Below are 23,592 nucleotides of genomic sequence, written 5' to 3'. Positions count from 1 at the left end.
GTGACGTGAACGAGTATCAGCTGGCCTTGTCGGTCGAGGTCCGGGAGTTGCTGGACGCGACGGCGGCCGAGATGGTCGAGCTGTTCGGCATCTCCCGTGCCGAGGCGATCGCCCGGATCAACGAGCGCTGGCACGGGCAGGACTTCTCCGGTGACGACGAGATGATCCTGCACGAGGACCGGCACTACTGGGCGATGTTCGTCTACTACGACGGCGCGGTCCCCGACTGGAGCGACGACGCGGACCGGTCCGGCTGGGTTCCCCGGCCGGCACCGCCCCGCGACTCCGGGCACTGGACCGTCCCGGGGTGATCACGCCGGCACGGTCAGCTGATCGTGCAGATCGTCGCGCCGGCGCCGACGACGGCGCCGACCTCGGCGGCCAGACCGCTGACGGTGCCGGCCTTGTGCGCGTTGAGCGGCTGCTCCATCTTCATCGCCTCCAGCACCACGACCGGGTCGCCCTCGGCGACCTGGTCACCGTCGGCGACGGCGATCTTGATGATGGTGCCCTGCATCGGCGAGACCAGGGCGTCGCCGCTGGTGGCGGCCGCCGCGCTGGTGCCGCCCCGGCGGCGGGCCGGCTGTCGGGCGGCGGTCGGCGCGGTCGGCGTACCGCCGCCGAAGCCGGCAGGGAAGCTGACCTCCAGCCGCTTGCCGCCCACCTCGACCACGACGGTCTCGCGGGCCCCGGCCGGCGCGTCGGCCGCCGCCGGCGCGGTGAACGCCGGGACGGTGTTGTCGAACTCGGTCTCGATCCACCGGGTGTGCACGGTGAACGGCTCGCTGGTGAACGCCGGATCCCGCACCACCAGGCGGTGGAACGGCAGGGCGGTGGCCATCCCGTCGACGACCATCTCGTCCAGGGCCCGCCGGGCGCGTTCCAGCGCCTCGGTGCGGGTTTCGCCGGTGACGATCAGCTTGGCCAGCAGCGAGTCGAAGTTGCCGCCGATGACGTCACCGGCGACGACACCGGTGTCCACCCGTACCCCGGGGCCGGTGGGCAGCCGCAGCGCGGTGATGGTGCCGGGCGCGGGCAGGAAACCCCGGCCCGGGTCCTCACCGTTGATCCGGAACTCGATGGAGTGCCCGCGCGGTGCCGGATCCTCGGTGAACCGCAGCGGCTCCCCGGCGGCGATCCGGAACTGCTCGCGGACCAGGTCGATGCCGGCGGTCTCCTCGGTGACCGGGTGCTCCACCTGCAGCCGGGTGTTGACCTCCAGGAAGGAGATGGTGCCGTCGACGCCGACGAGGTACTCGACGGTGCCGGCGCCGTGGTAGCCGGCCTCGCGGCAGATCGCCTTGGCGCTGGCGTGGATCTCGGCGCGTTGGGCGTCGGTGAGGAACGGTGCCGGTGCCTCCTCGACAAGCTTCTGGTGGCGGCGTTGCAGTGAGCAGTCCCGGGTGCCGACGACGATCACGTTGCCGTGCTGGTCGGCGAGCACCTGCGCCTCGACGTGGCGGGGCCGGTCCAGGTAGCGCTCGACGAAGCATTCGCCCCGGCCGAACGCGGCGACCGCCTCGCGGGTCGCCGACTCGAACAGGTCGGCGATCTCGGCCATCTCGCGGGCGACCTTGAGGCCGCGCCCGCCGCCACCGAACGCGGCCTTGATCGCCACCGGGAGGCCGTACTGCTGCGCGAAGGCGACGACCTCGTCGGGCCCGGCGACCGGGTCGGCGGTGCCGGGCACCAGCGGCGCGCCGGCCCGCTGGGCGATGTGCCGGGCGGTGACCTTGTCGCCGAGGTCGCGGATCGCCTGCGGGCTGGGGCCGATCCAGGTCAGCCCGGCATCGATGACGGCTGCGGCGAAGTCGGCGTTCTCGGAGAGGAACCCGTAGCCGGGGTGGACGGCGTCGGCGCCGGACCGGGCGGCGACGTCGAGCAGCTTGTCGATCCGCAGGTACGTGTCGGCGGCGGTCTCCCCACCGAGGGCGTACGCCTCGTCGGCGAGCCTGGCGTGCAGAGCCTCGCGGTCGGTGTCGGCGTAGACCGCGACGCTGGTCAGGCCGGCGTCCTGGCAGGCCCGGATGACCCGGACCGCGATTTCGCCCCGGTTTGCGACGAGAACTTTGCGCACGCCCTGTTCTCCCTTGCTCACGGACTAATGCGGGAGTCTAACGGCCAGCGTGATCGATCTGACCTGCGCTTCGGTGTGGGATGAGGCACCGTTCAATAGGCTCGGCGCCGTGTCTGCCACTCGGATGATGATTCTCGGCCTGGTCAAGTGGATGCAACCGGTGCACGGCTACGACGTGCGCCGCGAGTTGCTGAGCTGGCGGGCGGACAGCTGGGCCAACGTGGCACCGGGCTCGATCTACCACGCGCTGCGCACCCTCGCCGAGGAGGGCCTGCTCCGGCAGGTGGGTACCGCCCAGATCGGATCCCGGCCGGCCCGCACCAGCTACGAGATCACCGCCGCCGGCGTCGAGGAGTTCGACGATCTGCTGCGTCGGCACTGGTCGGACTGCCGGCCGGCGGCCGACCCGTTCCTCAGCGCCTTCGCGTTCCTGCCGGCAATGCCCCGGGCGGAGGCGGTCGCGGCGCTGCGGGCCAGGGCGGCGACGCTGCGGGCCGGCAACGCCGTCGCCCGCGACGAGCTGGTCGGCGGCTGGCCCCGGCAGAATCCGTCGTACGTCGGGTGGATGCTGGAGCTGACCATCGCGCGTACCGAGGGGGAGATCGCCTGGTGCGAGCGGGTCGCCGAGCTGATCGCCGCCGGTGCGTCGTACCAGCCGGCCGAGAAGTCGGCTGACGCGGCCTGGGCCGGCTGGCAGGCTGACGTCGACGCAGGTGACCGGGATCCGCTGTGACCCGGGTGGAATACTCAAGCTTGACTAATCTTCGGGCAGTCCAGGAGCACACTGATGATCGAGACCAAGGGGCTGCGGAAATCGTTCCGCTCCCGGCAGGGGCGCGGTGCCAAGACCGTCGACGCGGTCCGTGGCGTCGACATGCTGGTCGAGGAGGGTGAGATCTTCGGCTTCCTCGGGCCCAACGGCGCCGGCAAGACCACCACCCTGCGGATGCTCGCCACCCTGATCGAGCCCGACGGCGGCGAAGCCGTCATCGCCGGGGCCGATCTGCTGCGCGACCCCGGCGAGGTGCGCCGCCGGATCGGCTACGTCGCCCAGGGCGGCAGCACCTGGGACGAGGTCACCGGCCGCGAGGAGTTGGTGATGCACGCCCGGATGTACGGCATCGGCAAGGCCGAGGCGCAGCGCCGCGCCACCCGGGCCCTCGCCGCGTTCCAGCTGACCGAGTACGCCGACCGCAAGTGCAAGACCTACTCCGGTGGTCAGCGCCGCCGGGTCGAGATCGCGTTGGGCATCATCCACGAGCCGAAGGTGGTCTTCCTCGACGAACCGACCACCGGGCTCGACCCGCAGAGCCGGGCCCACATGTGGGACGAGATCCGTCGGCTGCGCGCCGAAGGCATGACCGTCTTCATCACCACCCACTACCTCGACGAGGCCGACGCGCTCTGCGACCGGATCGCGATCATGGACCACGGTGAGATCGTCACCGAGGGCACCCCCGCCGCGCTGAAGCGGGAGATCGCCGGCGAGGTGGTCAGCGTCGGGCTGCGACCGGGCCAGGCGGCCACCGCCGCGCAACTGCTCGACACCCAGCCGTACGTCGTCAAGCTGGAAACCCCCGACGACGGCGGCCTACGGCTGTTCGTCGACGACGGTGCCACCGCCATCCCGCAGATCCTGCGCACCCTCGACGGTGCCGGCCTCGACCTCGGCTCGATCGAGCTGCACCGGCCGAGTCTCGACGACGTCTTCCTCACCAAGACCGGCCGCTCGCTGCGCGAAAGCTGAATTCGGAGACCTTGAGATGAAATTCGCCCGCGACACCTGGCTGATCTTCCAACGACAGGCGACGTTGCTGCTGCGCAACCCGGTCTGGATCTTCGTCGGCGTGTTCCAGCCGATCATGTACCTGTTGTTGTTCGCGCCGTTGCTCAAGCCGGCGCTGGCCCCGATGGGGGCGAGCACCGACGCGGAGATCTACCGCATCTTCGTGCCCGGCCTGCTGGTGCTGCTGGCCATCTTCGGCGGGCTGTTCCAGGGGTTCGGCCTGATCGCCGAGCTGCGGGCCGGGGTGATCGAGCGGTCCCGGGTCACCCCGGTCAGCCGACTCGCCCTGCTGCTCGGGCGTAGCCTGCGCGACGTGGTCTCGCTGCTGCTGCAGGCGGTGATCATCACGGTGCTGGCGATCCCGTTCGGGCTGACCGTGCAGCTGGGCAACCTGCTGCTGGCGTACCTGCTGCTCGCCCTGATCGCGCTGATGACCTCGGCCGTGTCGTACGGCGTGGCCCTGCTGGTCCGCAGCGAGGACGCGCTCGCCCCGCTGATGAACACCGTCGCCCAGCCGGTGCTGCTGCTCTCCGGCATCCTGTTGCCGCTGGCCTTCGCGCCCCTGTGGCTGCAGCGGGTCGCCCAGTGGAACCCGTTCTCCTGGGCGGTCGACGGCACCCGTGCCCTGTTCGCCGGGAACATCGGCGACGACGCGGTCTGGCAGGGACTGCTGATCACCCTGGCGCTGGCGGCTCTCGCGGTGACCTGGGCGGCCCGGGCCTTCGCCCGCAGCGTCCGGTAGCGGCGGCCGCGGTTCCGGTAGCGGCGGCCAGCCCTGGGCGGTCGGGCTGCCCTCTGCGCACGGCAACGGCGCAGAGGGCAGCGACTCCCAGGCTACCGCCGCCCGGCCCGGCCCGCCTCCGGCCGCAGGTCGGTCCGCGTCGGGCCGGTGCTCAGCGGCGTCGGGCCAGGGTCAGTCCGTCGGCGATGGCCAGCATCACCACGTCGACCCGGTCGTCGTCGGCGACCTGCCGGTTGAAGGCGACCATCGCACGGTCCTCCTCGCTGTTCGGCTGCAGGACCCGGCCGTGGCGCAGCACGTTGTCGACCACGATCAGCCCACCGGGACGCATCCGGGGCACCAGTTCGGCCCAGTACACCGGGTAACTGATCTTGTCGGCGTCGATGAATGCCAGGTCCAGGTGCGGCTCGGTCGGCAACGCCCGCAGCGACTCGGCGGCCGGCCCGATCCGCAGCTCGATCCGGTCGTCGACGCCGGCCCGCTGCCAGTAGCGGCGGGCCACCGAGGTGAACTCCTCGGAGACGTCCAGACAGATCAGCTGACCGTCGGCGGCCATGCCCCGGGCGATCGCGAGCGCGGAGAGCCCGGTGAAGGTGCCGACCTCGACCGCGCGGCGGGCACCCACCAGCCGGGCCAGCATGGTCATCAGGGCGGCCTGTTCGGGCGCGACCTGCATCTGCGCGTTCTCCGGCAGGTTGGTCGCGGTCTCGGCGATGAGGTCGCCGACGATCTCGTCCGGCGGGGTGCCGTGGGCGACGACGTACGCCTGCAGCGCATCCGTCATCGGCAACGTCTTGGTGGTCATGCCCCAGACGCTAGCCGGTCACCGGTCCTCGTCGGCCGCGCCCCACAGATCGGTGATCCGGTGGCCGACGTCGGCCACCAGCCGGCGCAGCAGCGGCAACGACAACCCGACGACCGTACCGTGATCGCCTTCGATCCGGTCGAGGAACGGCGCACCCACCCCGTCGATGGTGAACGAGCCCGCCACCCGCAGCGGCTCCCCGGTGGCCACGTACGCCGCGATCTCGTCGTCGGTGACGTCGGCGAAGTGCACCACGGTCGCGGCGGTCCGTTCGGCCCGGACCCCGCTCGCCAGGCTGGTCAGCGCGTGCCCGGTGTAGAGCACCCCGCTGCGGCCACGCATCCGCCGCCAGCGCTGCGCGGCGTCGGCGGCGTCGGCCGGCTTGCCGTACACCGCGCCGTCGAAGTGCAGCACCGAGTCGCAGCCGAGGACGAGCAGGTCGGCGTCGCCCTCGACGTGGTCGGGGCGCAGCCGGTCGGCGACGGCGGCCATCTTCATCCGGGCCAGGGCCAGGCACAGCTCGTCGGGGCGCTCCAGCGTCACCGACTCCTCGTCGACGCCGCTCACCAGCACCTGCGGGGTGATCCCGGCGGACTGCAGCAGCGCGTACCGGGCCGGGCTGGCCGAGGCGAGGACCAGACGGGGACGCAGCGAGGTAGACACGGTCGGTCAGGCTACCTGGCCGGTCAGCGCGGCGACGCCGCCGCGCGCCAGGCGTCCGGGCCGGGTCGCGGCAGCGGGCCACGGTCAGGCCGGGCACTGCGGGCCCAGCGGGCCGCCGCCGGCTCCGTGACGGGGCCACTGTCGGAAACCGGACGGGTACGGCTGAGCACGGCACCGACCAGCGCGGCCAGCTCCTCGGCGGTCGGTGACCCCCGGGTGATCCGCCAGTCGTGCCGCGCCTCGGTCATCGCCCCAGGCTACGCGGGCCGGCCGACGCGGTCGACCGGTCGTCGCCGGGCCGAAGGTGAATGGTGATCATCACTGGCGCGCTGGGCTGGCCGCAGGGTTGCCGGATCGTACAATATGACGCGCGGCTCACACCGGCCGCGTGCCGATCGTGTGGCACCCAGATCTTCCGGGTACGGTCATTTGGATGTCCGCTGTGCCCCCGCAACTTGTTGCTGACCGTTACCGGCTGGTCGAGCCGCTCGGTCAGGGCGGCATGGGCCGGGTCTGGAAGGCCCGTGACGAGGTGCTGCACCGCGACGTCGCCATCAAGGAGCTGGTGCCGCCGCCGGGGCTGACCAACCAGGAGCGCCGCGAGATGCGGGAACGCTCGCTGCGGGAGGCGCGGGCCATCGCCCGGCTCAACCACATCAACGTCGTACGGGTCTTCGACGTGCTGCGCACCGACGGTGACCCGTGGATCGTGATGGAGTACGTACCGTCACAGTCGTTGCAGGACCTGCTCGCCGACAGCGGCCCGGTGCCGGCCAGTCGGGCCGCCGAGATCGGTCTCGGCGTGCTCGGCGCGTTGCGTTCGGCGCACCTGTCCGGGGTCATGCACCGCGACGTCAAGCCCGGCAACGTGCTCATCGGCCACGACGGTCGGGTGGTGCTGACCGACTTCGGGCTGGCCACCGTGCCCGGTGACCCGAACGTCACCCGCACCGGCCTGGTGCTCGGCTCGCCGGCGTACATCGCCCCGGAGCGCGCCCGCACCGGTAGCGCCGGGCCCGAAGGGGACCTCTGGTCGCTCGGCGCGACCCTGTACGCGGCCGTCGAAGGGCAGTCGCCGTACGCCCGCCCGACCGCGATCGCCACGCTCTCCGCGCTGGCCACCGAGCCGCCGCCGCCGGCCCGCCGCGCCGGGCCGCTCAAGCCGGTCCTCGCCGGGCTGTTGCGCAAGGACCCGCAGACCCGGATGAAGGCCGACGAGGCGGAGCGCCTGCTGACCCGGGCCGCCGGGCGCGGTCCGCGTCGGGGCCGGTCACTGCTCGACGGCGTACGTCGACCGAGCCCGCTCGGCTCCCGGGAGGTGCGGCCCGGCGAGTCACGGTCGGGGATCGTCCCCGGTCCGCGTTCGGCCGCGCCGCGTACCCCCGTGTCGCCGGGGCCGGTCTCGCCGGTCTCGCCGTTGCCGACCCCGCTGCCAGTGGTGCCGGGGCCGGCGAAGTACGGCCCGGTCGCCCGGCCCGCTGCGGCTTCGGACGAGACCAAGGTGGTCGGGACGCCGTCGGTCGCGGCGGACGAGACCAAGGTGGTCAGGTCGCCGGCCGCCGAGACCAGCGTGCTTCCGGTGCCGAAACCGACCGCCCCCGCACCGGCCGAAACGACCGTGCTGCCGCCGGCCGCGCAGTCTCCGACCGAGCAGACCTCGGCGAAGCAGCCGCCAGCTGAATCGACTCAGGTTGAGCCGACCCAGATCGTCCAGGCCGACGAGCCCCGGGCCGACGAGCCGCAGACGAACCAGGAGACGGCCCCCGCCGCCGGGTCGTCGACCGACGAGCCGACCGCAGTGGCACCCGGCGTCGCCGAGTCGGCCGACCGCAGCGGCCCCGCTGCCGCCGAGCCGCCGGCAACTGCCGCGCCGGCCCCTGCCGGCGCCACCGCGACCAGCGTGGACCACCGGCCGGAGCCGGCGCCGCAGCGGCAGAACTGGTCGACCCCGGCGCTGCTGTTCGACCGGGCCGCCCGCACGGTCGGCGCGGTGCCACGCAACGTTCTGCTCGGCAGCGCCGCCGGGATCGTCGTACTCGTGCTGCTGGTGACCGTCGCGATGCTCAGCCTCGGCGACGAGGGTGAGCGGCGCGGACAGCTCGGCACCACGCCGGGGGAGTCGCCGGCCGTGCCCTCGGCGGCCGCCACCAGCGCGCCGAGTGCCGAAGCATCACCGCAGCCGTCGTCCGCCGCGCCGTCGCCGAGCGCAGCGGAGTCGCCGACACCGCCGCCGCCGACGACGGGAGCGCCTGCGGCCGGACCACTGCCGGCCGGCTGGCGGCTGCACGAGGATCCCACCGGGTTCTCCGTTCCGGTGCCGGAGGGTTGGTCGGTGTCCCGTGACGGCAGCCGGGTCGAGTTCCGGGAGACCGCACAGCTCGGGCGGTTGATCATCATCGACCAGACCGACAGCCCCAAGCCCGACCCGGTCGCCGACTGGGAGAGCCAGGAACAGACCCGGCGGGGTGGCTACAACAACTACGAGCGGGTCCGGATCGAGGCCGTCGACTATTTCCTGTCCGCCGCCGACTGGGAGTTCCGCTACACCACCAGCCGGGGCAACCGGCTGCAGGTCCGCAACCGGGGATTCGTCACCGCGCCGGACAAGGCCTACTCGATCTACTGGTCCACCACGGCCGACCGGTGGCAGGAGGACCTGGTGTACTTCGACCTGATGGCGAGCCGCTTCCGCCCGGCCGGGAGCTGAGCCGCCGCACAGTACGCATGAACTTCCGATCTTCGGGGTACCACCCTGGACACGACGGAAGGAGGTGCGACATGAGCAACCGTCGACGGATCGCCAAGCCGAGCCTGGCACTGTGGATGCTGGTGGCGCTGGCCGACGTGGCCCTGCTGGTCGCGAGCGTGGGGCTGCTGACCGTACTGCTGGTCGTGGCCGGCGTCGTCGCCGTGGTCGGAGCCGTGGTCGGGGCGTCCCAGCTGGTCGGTCGCGGTGCCCGCCGAGCGGTGGACCCCCTGTCGTAACGACGTCAGTTCTCCCCGTAATCGTTGATTGTGGTCTATGTGCCGGCTAGCCTGAGGGCGGCGCGACGCTGCGGACTCGATCTGCCGACCGGCGAAACCGGCGGCGCACCCGGGGAGACGAGTTGGATCCAATGGTTCTGGCTGCCCAGCAATGGGTCAACGCCACCTATCGTCAGGTGCCCGGCTACCAGGTCGTGGCGGAGGACGGGCGCACCGGCTGGCCCACCATGTACGCCCTCACCCGGGCTCTGCAGCATGAGCTCGGCATCGCCGGGCTGGTCGACAACTTCGGCCCGACGACGCTGTCCCTGCTGACCCGGCGCGGCGGCATCCGCATCGGCGACCCGAACACCAACATGGTGCGGATCCTGCAGGCGGCCTGCTTCTGCAAGGGCTACCACGCGGGTGGGATCACCGGCACCTTCGGCCCGAACACCCAGGCCGCGGTGACCGCGATGATGGCCGACGCCGGGTTGGGGCCGATCGTCGGTGGCGCCGCCTCGCCGAAGGTGGTCAAGGCGATGCTGACCATGGACGCCTACGTCCTGCTGCCCGGCGGGTCGGCGGCGGTCCGGCAGATCCAGCAGTGGCTCAACGGCCGGTACGTGCACCGCCGCGACTTCTTCGTCGCCCCCTGCGACGGACACTTCTCCCGGGATGTCCAGAAGGCCCTGTTCCTGGCCATCCAGTTCGAGCTGGGAATGACCGACGACCAGGCCACCGGGGTCTTCGGCCCGGGGACCCAGGCCGGCCTGCGCAACCACCACCTCAGCGTCGGCTCGACCGGGGTGTTCGTGCAGATCTTCACCGCCGCGATGGTGGTCAACCGGATTCGGCTCGCCGCCGGCGGTACGTACGAGACCTTCACCGCCAGCTACACCGCCACGGTCGCGGCGGCGGTACGCGACTTCCAGTCCTTCTCCGTGCTGCCGGTCACCGGCGCCGGTGACTTCGCGACCTGGTGCCAACTGCTGGTCTCCACCGGCGACCCGAGCCGTCCCGGCACCGCTGCGGACTGCATCACCACGGTCACCGACGCTCGGGCCCAGGCCCTGTACGCCGCCGGTTACCGCGTGGTCGGGCGGTACCTCGACGAGAAGCCCTGGGGCACGCTGAACAAGAAGATCCAGCCGGGTGAGCTCGACACCATCTTCCGCAACGGCCTGAAGGTCTTCCCGATCTCCCAGTACTACGGCGAAGAGGTCTCCTACTTCACCTACGCCACCGGGTACCAGGATGCGCTGGACGCCCACGCCGCCGCGCTCGGCTACGGCTTCCGGGCCGGCACGGTGATCTACTTCGCGGTGGACTACGACGCCACCGGGGCCGACATCGCGTCACACATCGTGCCGTACTTCACCGGGGTGGTGGTGGCCGGGCTGGCCGCCGCCGGCAACCGGTACGTCCACGGTGTCTACGGATCCCGCAACGTCTGCGCCCAGGTCAGCCAGCAGACCCAGGCACTGTGGTCGTTCGTCTCCGGCATGTCGACCGGGTTCTCCGGCAACATGGGCTTCCCGCTGCCGGAGAACTGGTCGTTCAACCAGATCCAGACCCTCACGGTCGGCACCGGCAGCGGGGCCATCGAGATCGACAAGAACATCCACCGGCCGGGCACCGACCCGGGGGTCTCCTCGGTCGAGACCACCGTCGCGACAACGGAGGCGACCCGATGACCTCGACCATGATGCCCCGCCGCAGGCTGCTCGCGGCCAGCGGAGCCGTCACCGGCGGCGCACTGCTCGGCGCGGCCGGGCTGCCGGCCGCCGGCGCGGCCGCACCCGCTGATCCCGCAGCGCCAGCGGTCGGCGCGGCACCGGCCGACCCGACCGTGAGCGGCTGGCCGGCGGTCGACGCCGGGCAGGTCGCACCGGTGCGGATCGAGGGCAGCGATGCCACCGTGCTGCTGGCCGCTGGTGCCGTCGCCACCGTGCTGCGGCACGTCGCCCGCCGCTTCCACTACGAGGTCGCACCGCTGGGCGACGGCGACGCGTCCGGCTGGCAGCCCACCGGCCCCGCCGCGCACCGCAGCGGTACGGCGATCGCCCTGCACCCGGCCCGCTACCCGGTCGGCGTGACCGGTGGCTTCTTCCCCGCGCAGCTGGTCGTGATCCGCGACATCCTGGCCGAGTGCGCCGGGGTGGTCCGCTGGGGTGGCGACGACCGGCAGGCGCCACACGAGAGCCACTTCCGGATCGACGTACCGCCGGGGGACCGTCGGCTGACCGCGGTCGCCGCCGCCGTCGACGCCCGGCGCGGACCGGGCACCGGTGCCGGGGCCGTCCCGGACCCGCTGGTGCCGGGCCGCCGGGCCGCCGCGCGGACCCTGGAGTCGCTGCAGCGCCGCCACTGACCGCCGAGCGAGGGCCAGCGGTCACCGCCGCAGCAGCGAGCCGGGGTCCAGACGCTGCGGACTCTGCTCGACGATCAGGTACCAGCCGATGCCGGCGGCCGCGTACGTCTGCACCTTGATGAGACGGTCGTTGGCTTCGTTGCCAGGTGAAACGATCTCGGCGATCAGCCGGACCTCGGCAGCCTCCACGACGGTCCCCTCGTCGTCGGTGTCAGCCACCACCCGGTCCGGGACCGCCAACCTGCCCGTTCGCAACCGTACGTTCACCGCCTCGAAGACCAGCGGGCCTGCCGCACCGACGGCAGCCTCCAGGGCGTTCGCCAGGCGAAGGGAGAGGTCCTGGTGACGCTTGCTCGGGGCGGGGCCCACGATCAGGCTTCCGTCGAGAAGTTCGATGCGGTTGGCGGTCTCGCCGAGAGCGAGGTACTCCGCCTCCGTCCACGGACCGTGGTGCTCGTCCAGCGCGGCGACGCTCACGTCCGGCACCTCCTGACCGCTGACTGCTGTCGACATGGTGTGGCCGACGACGTACGGCCGTGGTTGCACCTGCCGGCGCTCTGGTGGGGCCGGTACGCGGTGGGTAGGCTCCCGGGCTGTGTCGATCACCGGGCTGACGGATATGTGGAACCGCCTGTTCAGTGCGCAGCCCGACCCGCCGCCGTTGCTGGTGCTGATCACGGCGGTGCTCGCCGTGGCGGTGGTCGTCGTACGGCTGCCGTGGCGGATCGCCCGCAACGCGATCACCATCGCCCACGAGGGCGGCCACGCACTGATCGCGCTGGTCACCGGGCGCAAACTGAAGGGCATCCGACTGCATTCGGACACCTCCGGGCTGACCCTGTCGGCCGGTCGGCCGACCGGGCCCGGCATGATCCTCACCCTGCTGGCCGGCTACGTCGCGCCGTCGTTGGTCGGCCTGGCCGGTGCCTGGCTGCTCGGCGGCAACCGGATCACCCTGCTGCTGTGGATCGCCGTCGCGCTGCTGTTCGCCATGCTGCTGATGATCCGCAACATGTTCGGCATCGTGTCGATCCTGGTCACCGGCGGGGTGGTCTTCGCGGTCTCCTGGTTCGCGACCCCGCAGGTGCAGGCCGCGTTCGCGTACACCGGGGTGTGGTTCCTGCTGATCGGCGGGATCCGGCCGGTCGGCGAGTTGCAGCGGCTACGTGCCCAGGGCCGGTCGCCGGAGTCGGACGCCGACCAGCTGGCCTGGCTGACCCGGGTGCCGGGCCTGGTCTGGGTGGGCCTGTTCGGCCTGGTCAACGTCGCGGCGCTGATCGTCGGCGCGCTGCTGCTGGCCGGCCCGTGGCTGCCCGAGCTGAGCCTGCCGTCGACCGGCGGCTGACCCGTACCGGTGGTCTGCCGCCTCGCTGGTACGGGCCGCCGGTCACAACGGGATGTTGCCGTGCTTCTTCGGCGGCAGCGTCTCCCGCTTGCCGCGCAGCATCCGCAGCCCCCGGGCCACCTGCAGCCGGGTCTGCGACGGGGCGATGACCGCGTCGACGTAGCCGCGTTCGGCGGCGACGTACGGGTTGGCCAGCTGCTCCTCGTACTCGGCGATCCGCTGCGCCCGGACCGCCGCCGGGTCGGCGGCGGCGGCCAGCTCCGCGCGGTAGAGGATGTTCACCGCGCCCTGGGCGCCCATCACCGCGATCTGCGCGGTCGGCCAGGCGAAGTTGAGGTCGGCACCGAGGTGCTTGGAACCCATCACGTCGTACGCCCCGCCGTAGGCCTTGCGGGTGATCACGGTGACCTTCGGGACGGTCGCCTCGGCGTACGCGTAGATCAGCTTCGCGCCCCGGCGGATGATGCCGTCCCACTCCTGGTCGGTTCCGGGCAGGAAGCCGGGCACGTCGACGAAGGTCAGCACCGGGATGTTGAACGCGTCGCAGGTCCGGACGAACCGGGCCGCCTTCTCCGAGGCGCCGATGTCCAGGCAGCCGGCGAAGTGCAGCGGCTGGTTGGCGACCACGCCGACCGGTCGGCCGTCGATCCGGCCGAAGCCGACGATGATGTTCTGCGCGTACAGCGGCTGGATCTCCAGGAACTCGCCGTCGTCGACGACGTGCTCGATCACCCGGTGCATGTCGTACGGGTGGTTGGCCGAGTCCGGCACGATGACGTCCAACTCCCGGTCGGCGTCGGTGACCGTCGCCTCCGGTGTGGCCGGCAGCGTCGGCGGGTCGTCGAGATTGTTGCTCGGCAGGTACGCCAGCAGCGCCTTGACGTAGTCGACCGCGTCGTCCTCGTCAGTCGCCAGGTAGTGGGCGTTGCCGCTGGTCGCGTTGTGGGTCCGGGCCCCGCCGAGCTCCTCCATCCCGACGTCCTCGCCGGTCACCGTCCGGATCACGTCCGGGCCGGTGATGAACATGTGCGAGGTCTTGTCGACCATGACGGTGAAGTCGGTGACGGCGGGGGAGTAGACCGCCCCACCCGCGCACGGCCCCATGATCAGGGAGATCTGCGGGATCACGCCGGAGGCGCGGACGTTGCGGAAGAAGATCTCGCCGTACAGCCCGAGGCTGACCACGCCCTCCTGGATCCGGGCGCCACCGGAGTCGTTGATCCCGACAACCGGGCAACCGACCTTCATCGCCAGGTCCATCACCTTGACGATCTTCTCGCCGAACACCTCGCCGAGGGAGCCGCCGAAGACCGTGAAGTCCTGGGCGAAGACGCAGACCTGCCGGCCGTCGACGGTGCCGTAGCCGGTGACCACCCCGTCGCCGTACGGGCGGGTGCGCTCCAGCCCGAAGTTCGTCGACCGGTGCCGGGCCAGCTCGTCCAACTCGACGAAGGACCCCTCGTCGAGCAGCATGGCGATTCGTTCCCGGGCGGTGCGTTTGCCCCGGGCGTGCTGTTTGTCCACCGCGCGGGCCGAGCCGGCGTGCACCGCCTCGTCGACCCGGCGCTCCAGGTCCGCCAACTTGCCGGCGGTGCTGTGGCGGTCGGTTCCGGTCCCTGCCTGCTCACTCGTCACGCCCACACCGCGGATGGTATCGACGCGCGGCGCGTCGGGCAGGTGCGGTCGGTGTGCGGTTCGCCTCAACCCGCTCGGTGCTCCGGTGCGACGGCGACGTTTCCTGGTTGTTGTCCGGTTCGTTACCCCACCGTGACGATGTTCGGAGTCGCGCTGTTCGCCGCCGGTCTGACGGTGCTGCTGGTCATGTGGCCGATGCTGCGCCCGGCCCGGCCCGCCACCGAGGCGTGGACCGTCGACGAGGCCACCGGGGCGTGGACCGTCGAGGAGACAGATCCGTCTGCTGACCGGTGGCCGGGTGGCCGGCGGCCCGCGCCCCGGCACCGGCGGGGTGGGCGTCGCCGTGCCGGCCGGGCCGGGCTGCCGCGTCGCCGCGTACCGGTGGGTGTGGCCCCGACGGCGTCGGTGCCCCGGCAGCGGCGCGGCGGCCGGGGTGCCGGCGACCTCCCGCCCCGGCCGGGCGCGGTGGGCGCCGTCAGCACCCCGTCGGAAGGCACCCCGTGGCAGGGTGCCACGCCGGCGGGGCCGCCGCCGGCCACCGTGCCGGTGATCGGTACGACAGTCGCCGGTACCCCGTACCGGGGCGTTGCGCCCGTACCGGACGGTCTCCGTCGGTTTCCGTGATCGCGCCGTAGGCTGGGCGGATGTCCGCTTCGCCGTACACCGATCTGGACCGTCCGCCGCTCGATCAGCGCGGGCTGCGCCGGGCGTTGGTCGTCCCTGGTGGACTCTGGACGGACCTGGAGGTCCGGCCGGTGACCAGGTCGACGAACATCGACGTACTGGCGGCGGCGCGGGCCGGAGCAGCCGAGGGCCTGGTGGTGGCGGCGGAACAACAGACCGCCGGGCGGGGGCGGCTGGGCCGCGACTGGGTCTCGCCGCCCCGCGCCGGGTTGGCGGTGAGCCTGCTGCTGCGTCCGGCGCTGGCCCGGCCCTCGCGGGGCTGGCCGGCGGTGCCACCGGCCCGCTACGGCTGGTTGCCGCTGCTGGCCGGGGTCGCGTTGGTCGAGGCGGTGTCCCGACTTGCCGAGTTGCCGGCCCGGCTGAAATGGCCCAACGATCTGCTGATCGGGGAGGCGAAGTGCGCGGGGATCCTCGCCGAGGCGGCTCCGGTCGGACCGGCCGCCCTCGCCGCTCCGGCGACACCACGGGAGGAACCGCAGTCGGATGCGTCGCCGACCGGCGGAGCCCCGGCGGTGGTGCTGGGCATCGGACTGAACGTGACGCTGAAGGTCGACGAGCTGCCGCCGTCGAGCTCCGGGCTGCCGGCCACCTCGCTGCAGTTGGCCGGGGCGGCGGCGACCGACCGCGACCCGTTGCTGCGGGCGCTGCTGCGCGGCGTCGAAAGCTGGTACGGGCGGTGGCGGGCCGCCGGTGGCGACCCGACGGCGGCCGGGCTGCGGCCGGCGTACCTGCGGCACTGCGCGACCATCGGCCGTGCGGTCCGGGTGACGCTACCGACCGGGGCGGTCCGGACCGGGGTGGCCGTCACCGTCGACGACGGCGGTCGGCTGGTGGTCCGGACCGCCGCCGGTGACCTGCCGGTGGCCGCCGGTGACGTGCTGCACGTACGGGCCGCCGACGCGGTGGACGGGTCAGCCGCCGACGACGCGCCGGGAAACGGTACGCACGGTTGACGGTCGCGGTGGCGGGAAGCCGCTACGGTCTTGCCGGCGCCGGTGTGCGGCGCGCCGGCCGGGCCGACGGCCCGGTTGTGGGCGAGGAGGTTGGCGTGGCGTTTCCCGAGGACATGCTCACCGATGACGAGCATGTCGTGTTGCATCTGCACCCGCACTGGAAGGCCCTGGTGGGGCCGGTAGCCGTGCTGGTGCTCGCGGTGGCCGCCGTGGTGGCCGGGTTCCTGTTGCTGCCCGCCGGCACCGGCGGCACCGTCGCGCTGTACGCGATCGCCGTCGCCGGGCTGGTGGCCGTGTCGTGGTTGACGGTCCGCCCGTTCCTGATCTGGCGGACCACCCACTACGTCTTCACCAACGAGCGGGTGGTGCTGCAGCACGGAGTCTTCTCCCGGGAACGGCGGGACATCCCGCTGAACCGGGTCAACGACCACTCGATGAGCCAGCGGTTCAGCGAACGGCTGCTGGGCTGCGGCACATTGACGATCGAGTCGGCCGGTGAGCGGGGGCAGACGGTGCTGGCCGACATTCCCGGCGTCGGTCGGGTGCAGACCACCCTGTATGAACTGGTGGAGAACCACCACGACCGGCACAGCCTGGGTGACGGCGAGATGCGGGAGATCCTCGACGAGGTCCGCCAGGACCGGGGCCAGGACCGGGCCGACGACACTCCGGCGGCCACCTGACCCACGCCCGGCCGGGTCCCGGCCCGACGCGGGCCGGGTCGGCCTGACCCGGTCCGCGTCAGGCCGGGTCAGGCCGGTGGGCCGTCGTCGCGCAGTGCGAACCAGCCGCGGAACCGGGTCCGCAGCACCTCCCGTTCGGGGCGGTCGTAGGTGTCGAGCCGGGTCAGCGACCCGACCAGGGTCACCGTGCCGAGACCCGGCCGGGCGTGGGACAGCCGACGGCTGAGCACGTCGAGGCGACCGGCCAGCCGGTCACCGGCGTACACCGGTGCCAGCCAGCGCAGTTCCTCCAGTCCGGGGGATGCGTCGGCGGCCGCCCGGGAGAGCACCGCGTCCACGTAGGCCCGCATGAACAGGCTGACGGTGAAGAAGCCGCTGGCGATCAACGCTCCGTGGTGACTGGTCCGGGCCAGCCCGGCGTCGACGTGGTACCACTGCGGGTCGAACCGTTGCGCGAAGCTGACCATCTCGCTGCCGTCGACCGTGGTGACGCCGAGGTCGAAGGATCCGCCGGGGGCGAGGTCCTCGAAGAACAGGTCGGCGTCAGCACCGGTGCCGGAGCGCACGACGTGGGTCAGTGGGGGGCCGGGCGGGACGCCGCTGTGGCGATCTCCGCAGGGTGGCGGGCCTCGCCCGGTTCGGCCAGCAGCGCGGGGCTGTCCGGCACCTGGACCGACGTCGACAACTGCGGGTCACGGTGCAGCTGCTGCGGGACGCGGCCGGTCGGCTGCGCCGGGTCGCTCGGGGCGGGTCCGCCGGCGGCCGCCCGAGGTGCCGGCCGGAAGACAAACGTCCGGTACGCCCAGAATCGGAAGATGGTGCCGAGGACCAGGCCGACGATCTTGATGATGTTCAGCGCCAGCAGCCCGTGGATGGAGAAGCCGTACTTCGCCAGGGCCAGGATCCCGACCTCGATCAGCAGGCCGGTGATGTTGAACAGGAAGAAGAGCACGTACTCCCGCTGGAGCGCCGACTTGGGCCGGTCCCGGTAGGTCCAGTACCGGTTCATGAAGTACGAGCTGGTGGTCGCCACGATGGCCGCGACCACCGTCGCCTTCAACTGGCCGTCGCTGAGCACGGTCAGTGCCAGCGCGTTGAACACCGCGAAGTTGATCACCGTATTGATGCCACCGACGGTGCCGAACTTGACGACCTCGCGGACGAACTTCTGCCAGCGCTCGGGCAGAAGGTTGAGTACTCGCATCAGATCACCATACGGTAGTTCGGTCCCCCACTCGGGTCGACCGGCGATCAGCCCCGCGCGACGTGCGGTTACTCACGTTCGGTCGCCGCCGCCGGGACCACGGCCGCAGCGGTGCCGACGAACACGAACCGGCGGTAGGCCCAGAACCGGAACAGAGTGCCCAGCGCGACCCCGACGACGTTGGCCGCGATGTTGTCCGCCAGCAGGGTACGGAACACCTCCGGCCAGATGCTGCCCAGCCCGTAGTGGCTGATGGCCAGGCAGCCGAGGCCGATGCCCAGACCGACGGCGTTGAAGAAGAAGTAGAGCCCGTACTCCCGGGCCAGCCCGGACCGGCCCCGGTGCCGCCAGGTCCAGAACCGGTTGCCGACGAAGGCCACCGAGGCGGCCACCACCGTCGACAGCGTCTTGGCGGTCAACGGCCCCAGCCCGAGCACACTGGCGGCGACGTTGAACCCAACGATGTCGATGATGAAGGCGATCCCGCCCACGATGCCGAACTTGCCCAGCTCGCGTACCAGTTGGCCGAACCGGTCGCGGAGCCGGTGGATCAACCCTGGAGGGGAGGCGGGCGCGGATGGCTCGCCGGTGGCGGACACGGACACGGCCCCGAGCGTAGCGGGTGCCACCCGTCGGCGGTGGACGGCACCGGTATTGCCGTCCGCACCGACTACCGTCTGTAGCTGGCGTTCCGGGTGGCCGAAGACCGGAAGAATGTGCGTAGAGCTGCGCGTGGGAGCGAGAAACAGCTCGTCAGATTGCATTCGTCGACATCTTGTGCAGTTCTTCACAAGCTCCCCAGCTGTCCTGAACGGTCGATCGGTTTACCCTGAGTCCAACTCCCGGACCTGTATCCCGGCGGTTGGACCAGTCCAGCCGCCGGTGCGGTGCACTCCAGGAACGAGGTCAGCGCCGACCATCGAGGAGATCGCCATGACTGCAACGGCCACCACGCCCGTACCGTCGAACAGTCCGAGCCCCGCTCCCACCGACCACCCCCGCCTGCTGTCCTGGGTGCGCGAGATCGCCGCACTGACCACGCCGGACCGCGTGGTCTGGGTCGACGGGTCGACCGCCGAATGGCACCGGCTCACCGACGAACTCGTCGACGCCGGCACCCTGGTGCGACTCGACGCCGAACGCCGCCCCAACTCCTTCTGGGCCCGTACCGACCCGACGGACGTGGCCCGCGTCGAGGAACGCACCTTCATCTGCTCGCCGGACGCCGCCGACGCCGGACCCACCAACAACTGGATGGACCCGGCCGAGATGAAGCGGGTGATGACCGAGCTGTACCGGGGCTGCATGCGGGGGCGGACCATGTACGTCGTCCCGTTCTGCATGGGCCCGCTGGACGCGCCGTCGCCGATGTTCGGGGTGGAGATCACCGACAGCGCGTACGTCGTCGCCTCGATGCGGATCATGACCCGGATGGGCGCCGAGGTGCTCGCCGCGATGGGCGACGACGCCGAGTTCGTACCGGCGCTGCACTCGGTCGGCGCGCCGCTGGAGCCGGGCCAGACCGACGTGCCGTGGCCGGCCAACGAGACCAAGTACATCTCGCACTTCCCGCAGACCCGGGAGATCTGGTCGTACGGGTCCGGCTACGGCGGCAACTCGCTGCTCGGCAAGAAGTGCTACGCGCTGCGGATCGCCAGCGTCATGGCCCGCGACGAAGGCTGGCTCGCCGAGCACATGCTGATCCTCAAACTGACCGCCCCGGACGGCCGGGTCCGCTACATCGCCGGGGCCTTCCCGTCGGCCTGCGGCAAGACGAACCTGGCGATGCTGGAGCCGACCATCCCCGGCTGGAAGGTCGAGACGATCGGCGACGACATCGCCTGGATGCGCTTCGGCGACGACGGCCGGCTCTGGGCGGTCAACCCCGAGTACGGGCTCTTCGGCGTCGCCCCCGGCACCGACTGGCGGACCAACGCCAACGCCATGCGGACCCTCGACCGGGGCAACTCCATCTTCACCAACGTCGCGCTGACCGACGACCGCGACGTCTGGTGGGAGGGGATGGGGGAGCCGCCGGCGCACCTGACCGACTGGCGGGGCCAGGACTGGAATCCGGGCCGGGGCACCGACGCCGCCCACCCGAACAGCCGGTTCTGCACCCCGATCACCCAGTGCCCGATCCTGGCCGACGAGTACCACGACCCGCGCGGGGTACCGATCGACGCGATCCTGTTCGGCGGCCGGCGGCGGACCACCGTACCGCTGGTCACCGAGGCGCGTGACTGGGTGCACGGCGTCTACCTCGGGGCCACGCTCTCCTCGGAGACCACCGCAGCGGCCACCGGCGAGGTCGGCGTGGTCCGCCGCGACCCGATGGCGATGCTGCCGTTCATCGGCTACCACGCCGGGGACTACTTCCGGCACTGGATCGAGATGGGCAAGGGTGTCGACGGCGACGCCGCCAAGCTGCCCCGGATCTTCTACGTCAACTGGTTCCGCCGCGACGACGAGGGCCGGTTCCTCTGGCCCGGCTTCGGGGAGAACTCCCGGGTGCTCAAGTGGATCGTCGAGCGTCTCGACGGTACGGGCGCGGCGGTCGACACCCCGATCGGCAACGTACCGACCGTCGACGCGCTGGACCTGACCGGCCTGGACGTCGACCCGGCCGACGTGGCCGCCGCGCTCGCCGTCGACCCCGCGCAGTGGCGCGCGGAGCTGCCACAGATCACCGAATGGTTCGAGCGGTTCGGCGACAAACTCCCCGGGGTGCTCTGGGCGGAGCTGGACGCGCTGCGGGTCCGACTGGACGCCGCCGGGTGAGCGTCGGCTAGCCTGCGCCGGTGGCGGCAGACCTTCCAGCTCCGGTCCGTCTGCTGGTCTGGTTGCTCGCCGTCACCGCCGCGGCCACCGTCGTGGTCGACCTGCTCAACTGGCAGTACGCGGCCGAGCAGGACTTCGCCATGGCGGTCCGGTCCGGGTGGGCGCTGCTGCGGGCGGTCGGTTTCCTGATCCTCATCCGGCAGGTGCGCAGGGCCCGGGCCGGTGCGCGACCGTTCGGGCTGATCCTGGCGGTGACGACGGTCTTCGCCCTCGGCCGGCTGGTGGTGCCCCGCTCCGGCGTACCGCTGCTGCCGCAGGTCGCCGGCTTCGGCCTGGTGGTCGGCCTCTGCGTGGCCGTGGTCTGGCTGCTGTACCGCTCACCGGTGGTCGGTGCCCATCTGGTACGCCATCCCGCCCGGCTGGTCCTCGACGGTGCCCGCCCGGCCTGGCGGGAGGCGCCGCCCCGGCGGCCGCCGGTCGCCGCCGGGCTGCTCATCGCCCGGGTGGCGGCGTTCACCTACCCCCCGCTGATGCTGGTGCCGGCCCTGGTGTCGATCGGGGTGCTGGTCGACGGCCGGCTGACCGCCACCCCGGCGGTGGTGGCCTGGATCGCGGTCGCCACCGCCACCAGCTGGCTGGTGCTGCTGGTGTCGTTCTTCATGCTGCGCGGCCGGCGCTGGGCACGCTGGCTGCTGGTCCTGGTCAGCCTCGGGGTGCTCGCCGTGGATCTGCCGCTGTGCTGGTGGCTGCTCGGCGTGGACGGGCTGGTCCGCGACGGCGCGCCGCTGGTGGTGGCGGTGGCGCTGGCCCTCTACGGTGTGTGGCGGGTCGGTCGCGCCGAGCGTGGCCGGCCGGCGACCAGCGTCGAGCACGGCCGGGGGACATCCGGTGCCGACCGGGAGGTCGCCGGCACCGACCCGGCCTGACGGGAGGTCCAGGTGGACGGTACGTCGGTCGTCGACGTCGCGGTGGTCGGTGCCGGGCCGGCCGGTGCCGCCGCGGCGATCGCCGCCCGCCGCGCCGGTGCCCGGGTGCTGCTGCTGGACCGGGCGGAGTTTCCCCGCGACAAGCCGTGCGGCGACGGCATCGCACCGCACGCCCTTGACGTGCTGGCCGGGTTGGCCGTGCCCGATCCGGTCGACGGGTTCGCCCCGGTCGGCCGGCTCCGGCTGGTCGCCCCGCACGGCGGGCAGGTCGCCGCCGAGCTGGTCCGTCCGGCGTACACGGTGCCGCGGGCCGTCTTCGACGCCCGGCTGGTCGCCGCCGCGGTCGCCGCCGGCGCGCGGCTGCGCCGGCACACCGTACGGCGGGTCACGGTCCGCGACGACCTGGTGCTGCTCGACGGCGAGATCGCGGCGCGGGCGGTGGTCGGCGCGGACGGCGCGGGATCGGTGGTACGCCGGGCGTTGGGCCACGGCCCCAACCCGGACGGACATCTGGCCCTGGCGATTCGCGGCTACGCGCCGGTCGGGGCCGTCACCAGCCCCGGCGAACAGCGGATCGTCACCACGGCGGCCGGTTGGCCGGCGTACGCCTGGGCCTTTCCGATCGGTGACGGCCGGGCGAACGTCGGGTACGGGGAGGTGCTGCGCGGCCGGCCGTTGACCCGGGCGCGGCTGCTGGACCGGTTGTGCGCGCTGCTGCCCGGCACCGACCTGGCGCAGGTCACCGACCTGCGGGCGCATCATCTGCCGCTGTCCACCCGGCGGCCGCCGGTGGGTGCCGGCCGGCTGGTGCTGGCCGGCGACGCGCTGTCGCTGATCAACCCGTTCACCGGCGAGGGCATCTTCTACGCGGTGTTGTCCGGTGCGCTGGCCGGTGCGGCGGCGGCCGGTACGCCGACGGTCGCCGCCCGCCGCTACCGGCAGGCGCTGCGTCGACGCCTCGGCGGGCATCTGCGGCACAGCGCCTTCGGCGCCTGGCTGGCCCGGCGGCCGACGACGGTGGACGCCGCCGTCGCGGCGGCGACGCGGGACCGGCACGTCTTCGACACCATCGTCGAACTCGGTCTCGGCGACGGCCGGCTGGACGCCGTCACGGTGCGTCGGCTCGCCGCGCAACTGACGATCCGCCGGGCAGCCGATACCGCGCGACGGCGTTCCGGTCGCTAGTCTGCTTACGATGACTCTGCGGGACCTGCTCTATTCGGTCTATGAGCGACGGCTCATGGCCAGACTGGCGGGCAAGCCGGTGCCCGGCCACGTGGGCGTGATGTGTGACGGCAACCGCCGCTGGGCCCGGGAGATGGGGTTCGTCGACCCCAACGACGGGCACCGGGTCGGTGCGGCGAAGATCAAGCACCTGTTGAACTGGTGTGACCAGGCCGGCATCGGCCACGTCACGCTCTATTTGCTGGCCACGGACAACCTCCGTCGACCGGCCCGCGAGCTGGATCCGCTGCTGAAGATCATCGAGGATCTGGTCACCGAGCTGGCGGAGGACGGCAACCCCTGGCGGTTGCGGATCGTCGGTGCGCTGGACCTGCTGCCCGGTGCCACCGCGACTGCGTTGAAGGCGGCCCAGGAGCGTACCCAGACCCGGTCCGACGGCGCGCAGGTCAACATCGCCGTGGGGTACGGCGGCCGTCGGGAGATCGCCGACGCCGTCCGGTCCCTGCTGTACGAGCACGCCAAGTCCGGTGGGACGCTGGAGGAGCTGGCCGAGGTGCTCGATGTCGACCACATCGCCGAGCACCTCTACACCCGTGGCCAGCCCGATCCCGACCTGGTCATTCGGACCAGCGGTGAGCAGCGGCTCTCCGGCTTCCTGCTCTGGCAGTCGGCGCATTCGGAGTTCTACTTCTGCGACGTCAACTGGCCGGACTTCCGGCGGGTGGACTTCCTGCGGGCGCTGCGGTCCTACGCCAACCGGCAACGTCGCTACGGTGCATGAGCCC

At 72.2% G+C, this 23,592-nt stretch carries 24 protein-coding genes and 1 pseudogene; 16 read left to right on the top strand and 9 right to left on the bottom strand.

The genetic code is table 11. The features are described 5' to 3' along the window. The first annotated feature begins 5 nt into the window (after window positions 1-5). On the top strand, window positions 6-311 hold the full coding sequence (locus O7608_RS30175; protein ID WP_289207774.1) for a hypothetical protein: 306 nt from the start codon (window positions 6-8) through the stop codon (window positions 309-311). 14 nt (window positions 312-325) lie between these two features. Here the strand turns inward: O7608_RS30175 and O7608_RS30170 are convergent, their stop codons facing one another. Continuing rightward, complete coding sequence (locus tag O7608_RS30170) at window positions 326-2,077, bottom strand: acetyl/propionyl/methylcrotonyl-CoA carboxylase subunit alpha (protein ID WP_289207773.1); 1,752 nt, start codon at window positions 2,075-2,077, stop codon at window positions 326-328. A gap of 109 nt (window positions 2,078-2,186) precedes the next feature. On the opposite strand from O7608_RS30170, the gene O7608_RS30165 reads away from it, so the two are divergent. Genes O7608_RS30165 through O7608_RS30155 form a run of 3 tightly spaced genes read left to right on the top strand, consistent with a single transcriptional unit; the run spans window position 2,187 to window position 4,605 of the window. Further along, window positions 2,187-2,810 carry a PadR family transcriptional regulator gene (locus O7608_RS30165; RefSeq protein ID WP_289207772.1) on the top strand — a complete coding sequence of 208 codons (624 nt, stop codon included), beginning with the start codon at window positions 2,187-2,189 and terminating at the stop codon, window positions 2,808-2,810. A gap of 54 nt (window positions 2,811-2,864) precedes the next feature. Continuing rightward, on the top strand, window positions 2,865-3,824 hold the full coding sequence (locus O7608_RS30160; RefSeq protein ID WP_289207771.1) for an ATP-binding cassette domain-containing protein: 960 nt from the start codon (window positions 2,865-2,867) through the stop codon (window positions 3,822-3,824). Window positions 3,825-3,840: 16 nt separating this feature from the next. After that, window positions 3,841-4,605 (top strand): ABC transporter permease, encoded by a 765-nt coding sequence (locus O7608_RS30155; protein ID WP_289207770.1) that lies wholly within the window; start codon window positions 3,841-3,843, stop codon window positions 4,603-4,605. Window positions 4,606-4,756: 151 nt separating this feature from the next. Here O7608_RS30155 and O7608_RS30150 read toward each other — a convergent pair whose 3' ends face one another. From O7608_RS30150 to O7608_RS30140, 3 genes are read right to left on the bottom strand one after another with little or no spacing between them, the layout of a single operon-like run. After that, window positions 4,757-5,410, bottom strand: coding sequence for an O-methyltransferase (locus tag O7608_RS30150; RefSeq protein ID WP_289207769.1), 654 nt, complete (start codon window positions 5,408-5,410; stop codon window positions 4,757-4,759). An 18-nt stretch (window positions 5,411-5,428) separates the two neighbouring features. Next, entirely contained in the window at window positions 5,429-6,073 is a 645-nt protein-coding gene (locus tag O7608_RS30145) for a Maf family protein (protein WP_289207768.1), read from the bottom strand. 23 nt (window positions 6,074-6,096) lie between these two features. Continuing rightward, window positions 6,097-6,321, bottom strand: a complete 225-nt coding sequence (locus tag O7608_RS30140) for an acyl-CoA carboxylase epsilon subunit (RefSeq protein WP_289207767.1) — start codon at window positions 6,319-6,321, stop codon at window positions 6,097-6,099. 185 nt (window positions 6,322-6,506) lie between these two features. Here O7608_RS30140 and O7608_RS30135 point away from each other — a divergent pair, with 185 nt between their 5' ends. The 4 genes from O7608_RS30135 to O7608_RS30120 all read left to right on the top strand — a co-directional run bounded on the left by O7608_RS30135 (window position 6,507) and on the right by O7608_RS30120 (window position 11,411). Then, a complete protein-coding gene (locus O7608_RS30135) occupies window positions 6,507-8,780 on the top strand; it encodes a serine/threonine-protein kinase (protein WP_289207766.1) in 2,274 nt (757 codons plus the stop codon). Window positions 8,781-8,851: 71 nt separating this feature from the next. After that, on the top strand, window positions 8,852-9,058 hold the full coding sequence (locus tag O7608_RS30130; protein WP_289207765.1) for a hypothetical protein: 207 nt from the start codon (window positions 8,852-8,854) through the stop codon (window positions 9,056-9,058). A gap of 131 nt (window positions 9,059-9,189) precedes the next feature. Further along, on the top strand, window positions 9,190-10,734 hold the full coding sequence (locus O7608_RS30125; RefSeq protein WP_289207764.1) for a glycoside hydrolase domain-containing protein: 1,545 nt from the start codon (window positions 9,190-9,192) through the stop codon (window positions 10,732-10,734). Beyond that, window positions 10,731-11,411, top strand: coding sequence for a hypothetical protein (locus O7608_RS30120; protein ID WP_289207763.1), 681 nt, complete (start codon window positions 10,731-10,733; stop codon window positions 11,409-11,411). The genes O7608_RS30125 and O7608_RS30120 overlap by 4 nt, the downstream gene beginning before the upstream one ends. A 21-nt stretch (window positions 11,412-11,432) precedes the next feature. Here O7608_RS30120 and O7608_RS30115 read toward each other — a convergent pair whose 3' ends face one another. Next, complete coding sequence (locus tag O7608_RS30115) at window positions 11,433-11,957, bottom strand: Uma2 family endonuclease (protein ID WP_289207762.1); 525 nt, start codon at window positions 11,955-11,957, stop codon at window positions 11,433-11,435. Window positions 11,958-12,030: 73 nt separating this feature from the next. Between O7608_RS30115 and O7608_RS30110 the strand changes: the two genes are divergently transcribed. Next, window positions 12,031-12,756, top strand: coding sequence for a M50 family metallopeptidase (locus tag O7608_RS30110; protein ID WP_289211099.1), 726 nt, complete (start codon window positions 12,031-12,033; stop codon window positions 12,754-12,756). 42 nt (window positions 12,757-12,798) lie between these two features. On the opposite strand, the gene O7608_RS30105 is transcribed toward O7608_RS30110, so the two are convergent. After that, window positions 12,799-14,391, bottom strand: coding sequence for an acyl-CoA carboxylase subunit beta (locus O7608_RS30105; protein ID WP_289211098.1), 1,593 nt, complete (start codon window positions 14,389-14,391; stop codon window positions 12,799-12,801). A 132-nt stretch (window positions 14,392-14,523) separates the two neighbouring features. Between O7608_RS30105 and O7608_RS30100 the strand changes: the two genes are divergently transcribed. From O7608_RS30100 to O7608_RS30090, 3 genes and pseudogenes are all read left to right on the top strand, one after another. After that, window positions 14,524-15,015, top strand: a complete 492-nt coding sequence (locus tag O7608_RS30100) for a hypothetical protein (protein ID WP_289207761.1) — start codon at window positions 14,524-14,526, stop codon at window positions 15,013-15,015. A 20-nt stretch (window positions 15,016-15,035) separates the two neighbouring features. Next, a pseudogene (locus tag O7608_RS30095) lies at window positions 15,036-15,965 on the top strand (biotin--[acetyl-CoA-carboxylase] ligase); the annotation flags it as partial. A 158-nt stretch (window positions 15,966-16,123) separates the two neighbouring features. Then, window positions 16,124-16,711 (top strand): PH domain-containing protein, encoded by a 588-nt coding sequence (locus O7608_RS30090; protein WP_289207759.1) that lies wholly within the window; start codon window positions 16,124-16,126, stop codon window positions 16,709-16,711. Between the two features lie 68 nt (window positions 16,712-16,779). On the opposite strand, the gene O7608_RS30085 is transcribed toward O7608_RS30090, so the two are convergent. The 3 genes from O7608_RS30085 to O7608_RS30075 all read right to left on the bottom strand — a co-directional run bounded on the left by O7608_RS30085 (window position 16,780) and on the right by O7608_RS30075 (window position 18,520). Next, window positions 16,780-17,277, bottom strand: coding sequence for a MaoC/PaaZ C-terminal domain-containing protein (locus O7608_RS30085; protein WP_289207758.1), 498 nt, complete (start codon window positions 17,275-17,277; stop codon window positions 16,780-16,782). Between the two features lie 8 nt (window positions 17,278-17,285). Further along, complete coding sequence (locus O7608_RS30080) at window positions 17,286-17,915, bottom strand: GtrA family protein (protein ID WP_289207757.1); 630 nt, start codon at window positions 17,913-17,915, stop codon at window positions 17,286-17,288. Window positions 17,916-17,983: 68 nt separating this feature from the next. After that, window positions 17,984-18,520: a GtrA family protein gene (locus O7608_RS30075; RefSeq protein WP_289207756.1), complete on the bottom strand. Its 537-nt coding sequence runs from the start codon at window positions 18,518-18,520 to the stop codon at window positions 17,984-17,986. A 328-nt stretch (window positions 18,521-18,848) separates the two neighbouring features. Between O7608_RS30075 and O7608_RS30070 the strand changes: the two genes are divergently transcribed. Genes O7608_RS30070 through O7608_RS30055 form a run of 4 tightly spaced genes read left to right on the top strand, consistent with a single transcriptional unit; the run spans window position 18,849 to window position 23,588 of the window. Continuing rightward, window positions 18,849-20,696: a phosphoenolpyruvate carboxykinase (GTP) gene (locus O7608_RS30070; protein ID WP_289207755.1), complete on the top strand. Its 1,848-nt coding sequence runs from the start codon at window positions 18,849-18,851 to the stop codon at window positions 20,694-20,696. A 20-nt stretch (window positions 20,697-20,716) separates the two neighbouring features. Continuing rightward, the gene (locus tag O7608_RS30065) at window positions 20,717-21,622 is read left to right on the top strand and encodes a hypothetical protein (RefSeq protein ID WP_289207754.1); all 906 of its coding nucleotides are present in this window, start codon (window positions 20,717-20,719) and stop codon (window positions 21,620-21,622) included. Between the two features lie 12 nt (window positions 21,623-21,634). Next, on the top strand, window positions 21,635-22,807 hold the full coding sequence (locus O7608_RS30060; RefSeq protein ID WP_289207753.1) for a geranylgeranyl reductase family protein: 1,173 nt from the start codon (window positions 21,635-21,637) through the stop codon (window positions 22,805-22,807). 10 nt (window positions 22,808-22,817) lie between these two features. Then, window positions 22,818-23,588 (top strand): isoprenyl transferase, encoded by a 771-nt coding sequence (locus O7608_RS30055; RefSeq protein WP_289207752.1) that lies wholly within the window; start codon window positions 22,818-22,820, stop codon window positions 23,586-23,588. Window positions 23,589-23,592: the final 4 nt, after the last annotated feature.

It is taken from the genome of Solwaraspora sp. WMMA2056, assembly GCF_030345095.1.
Classification (GTDB): domain Bacteria; phylum Actinomycetota; class Actinomycetes; order Mycobacteriales; family Micromonosporaceae; genus Micromonospora_E.
The sequence above is the reverse complement of the archived record's forward strand: the minus strand, read 5'-3'. Positions and strand labels throughout refer to the sequence as shown.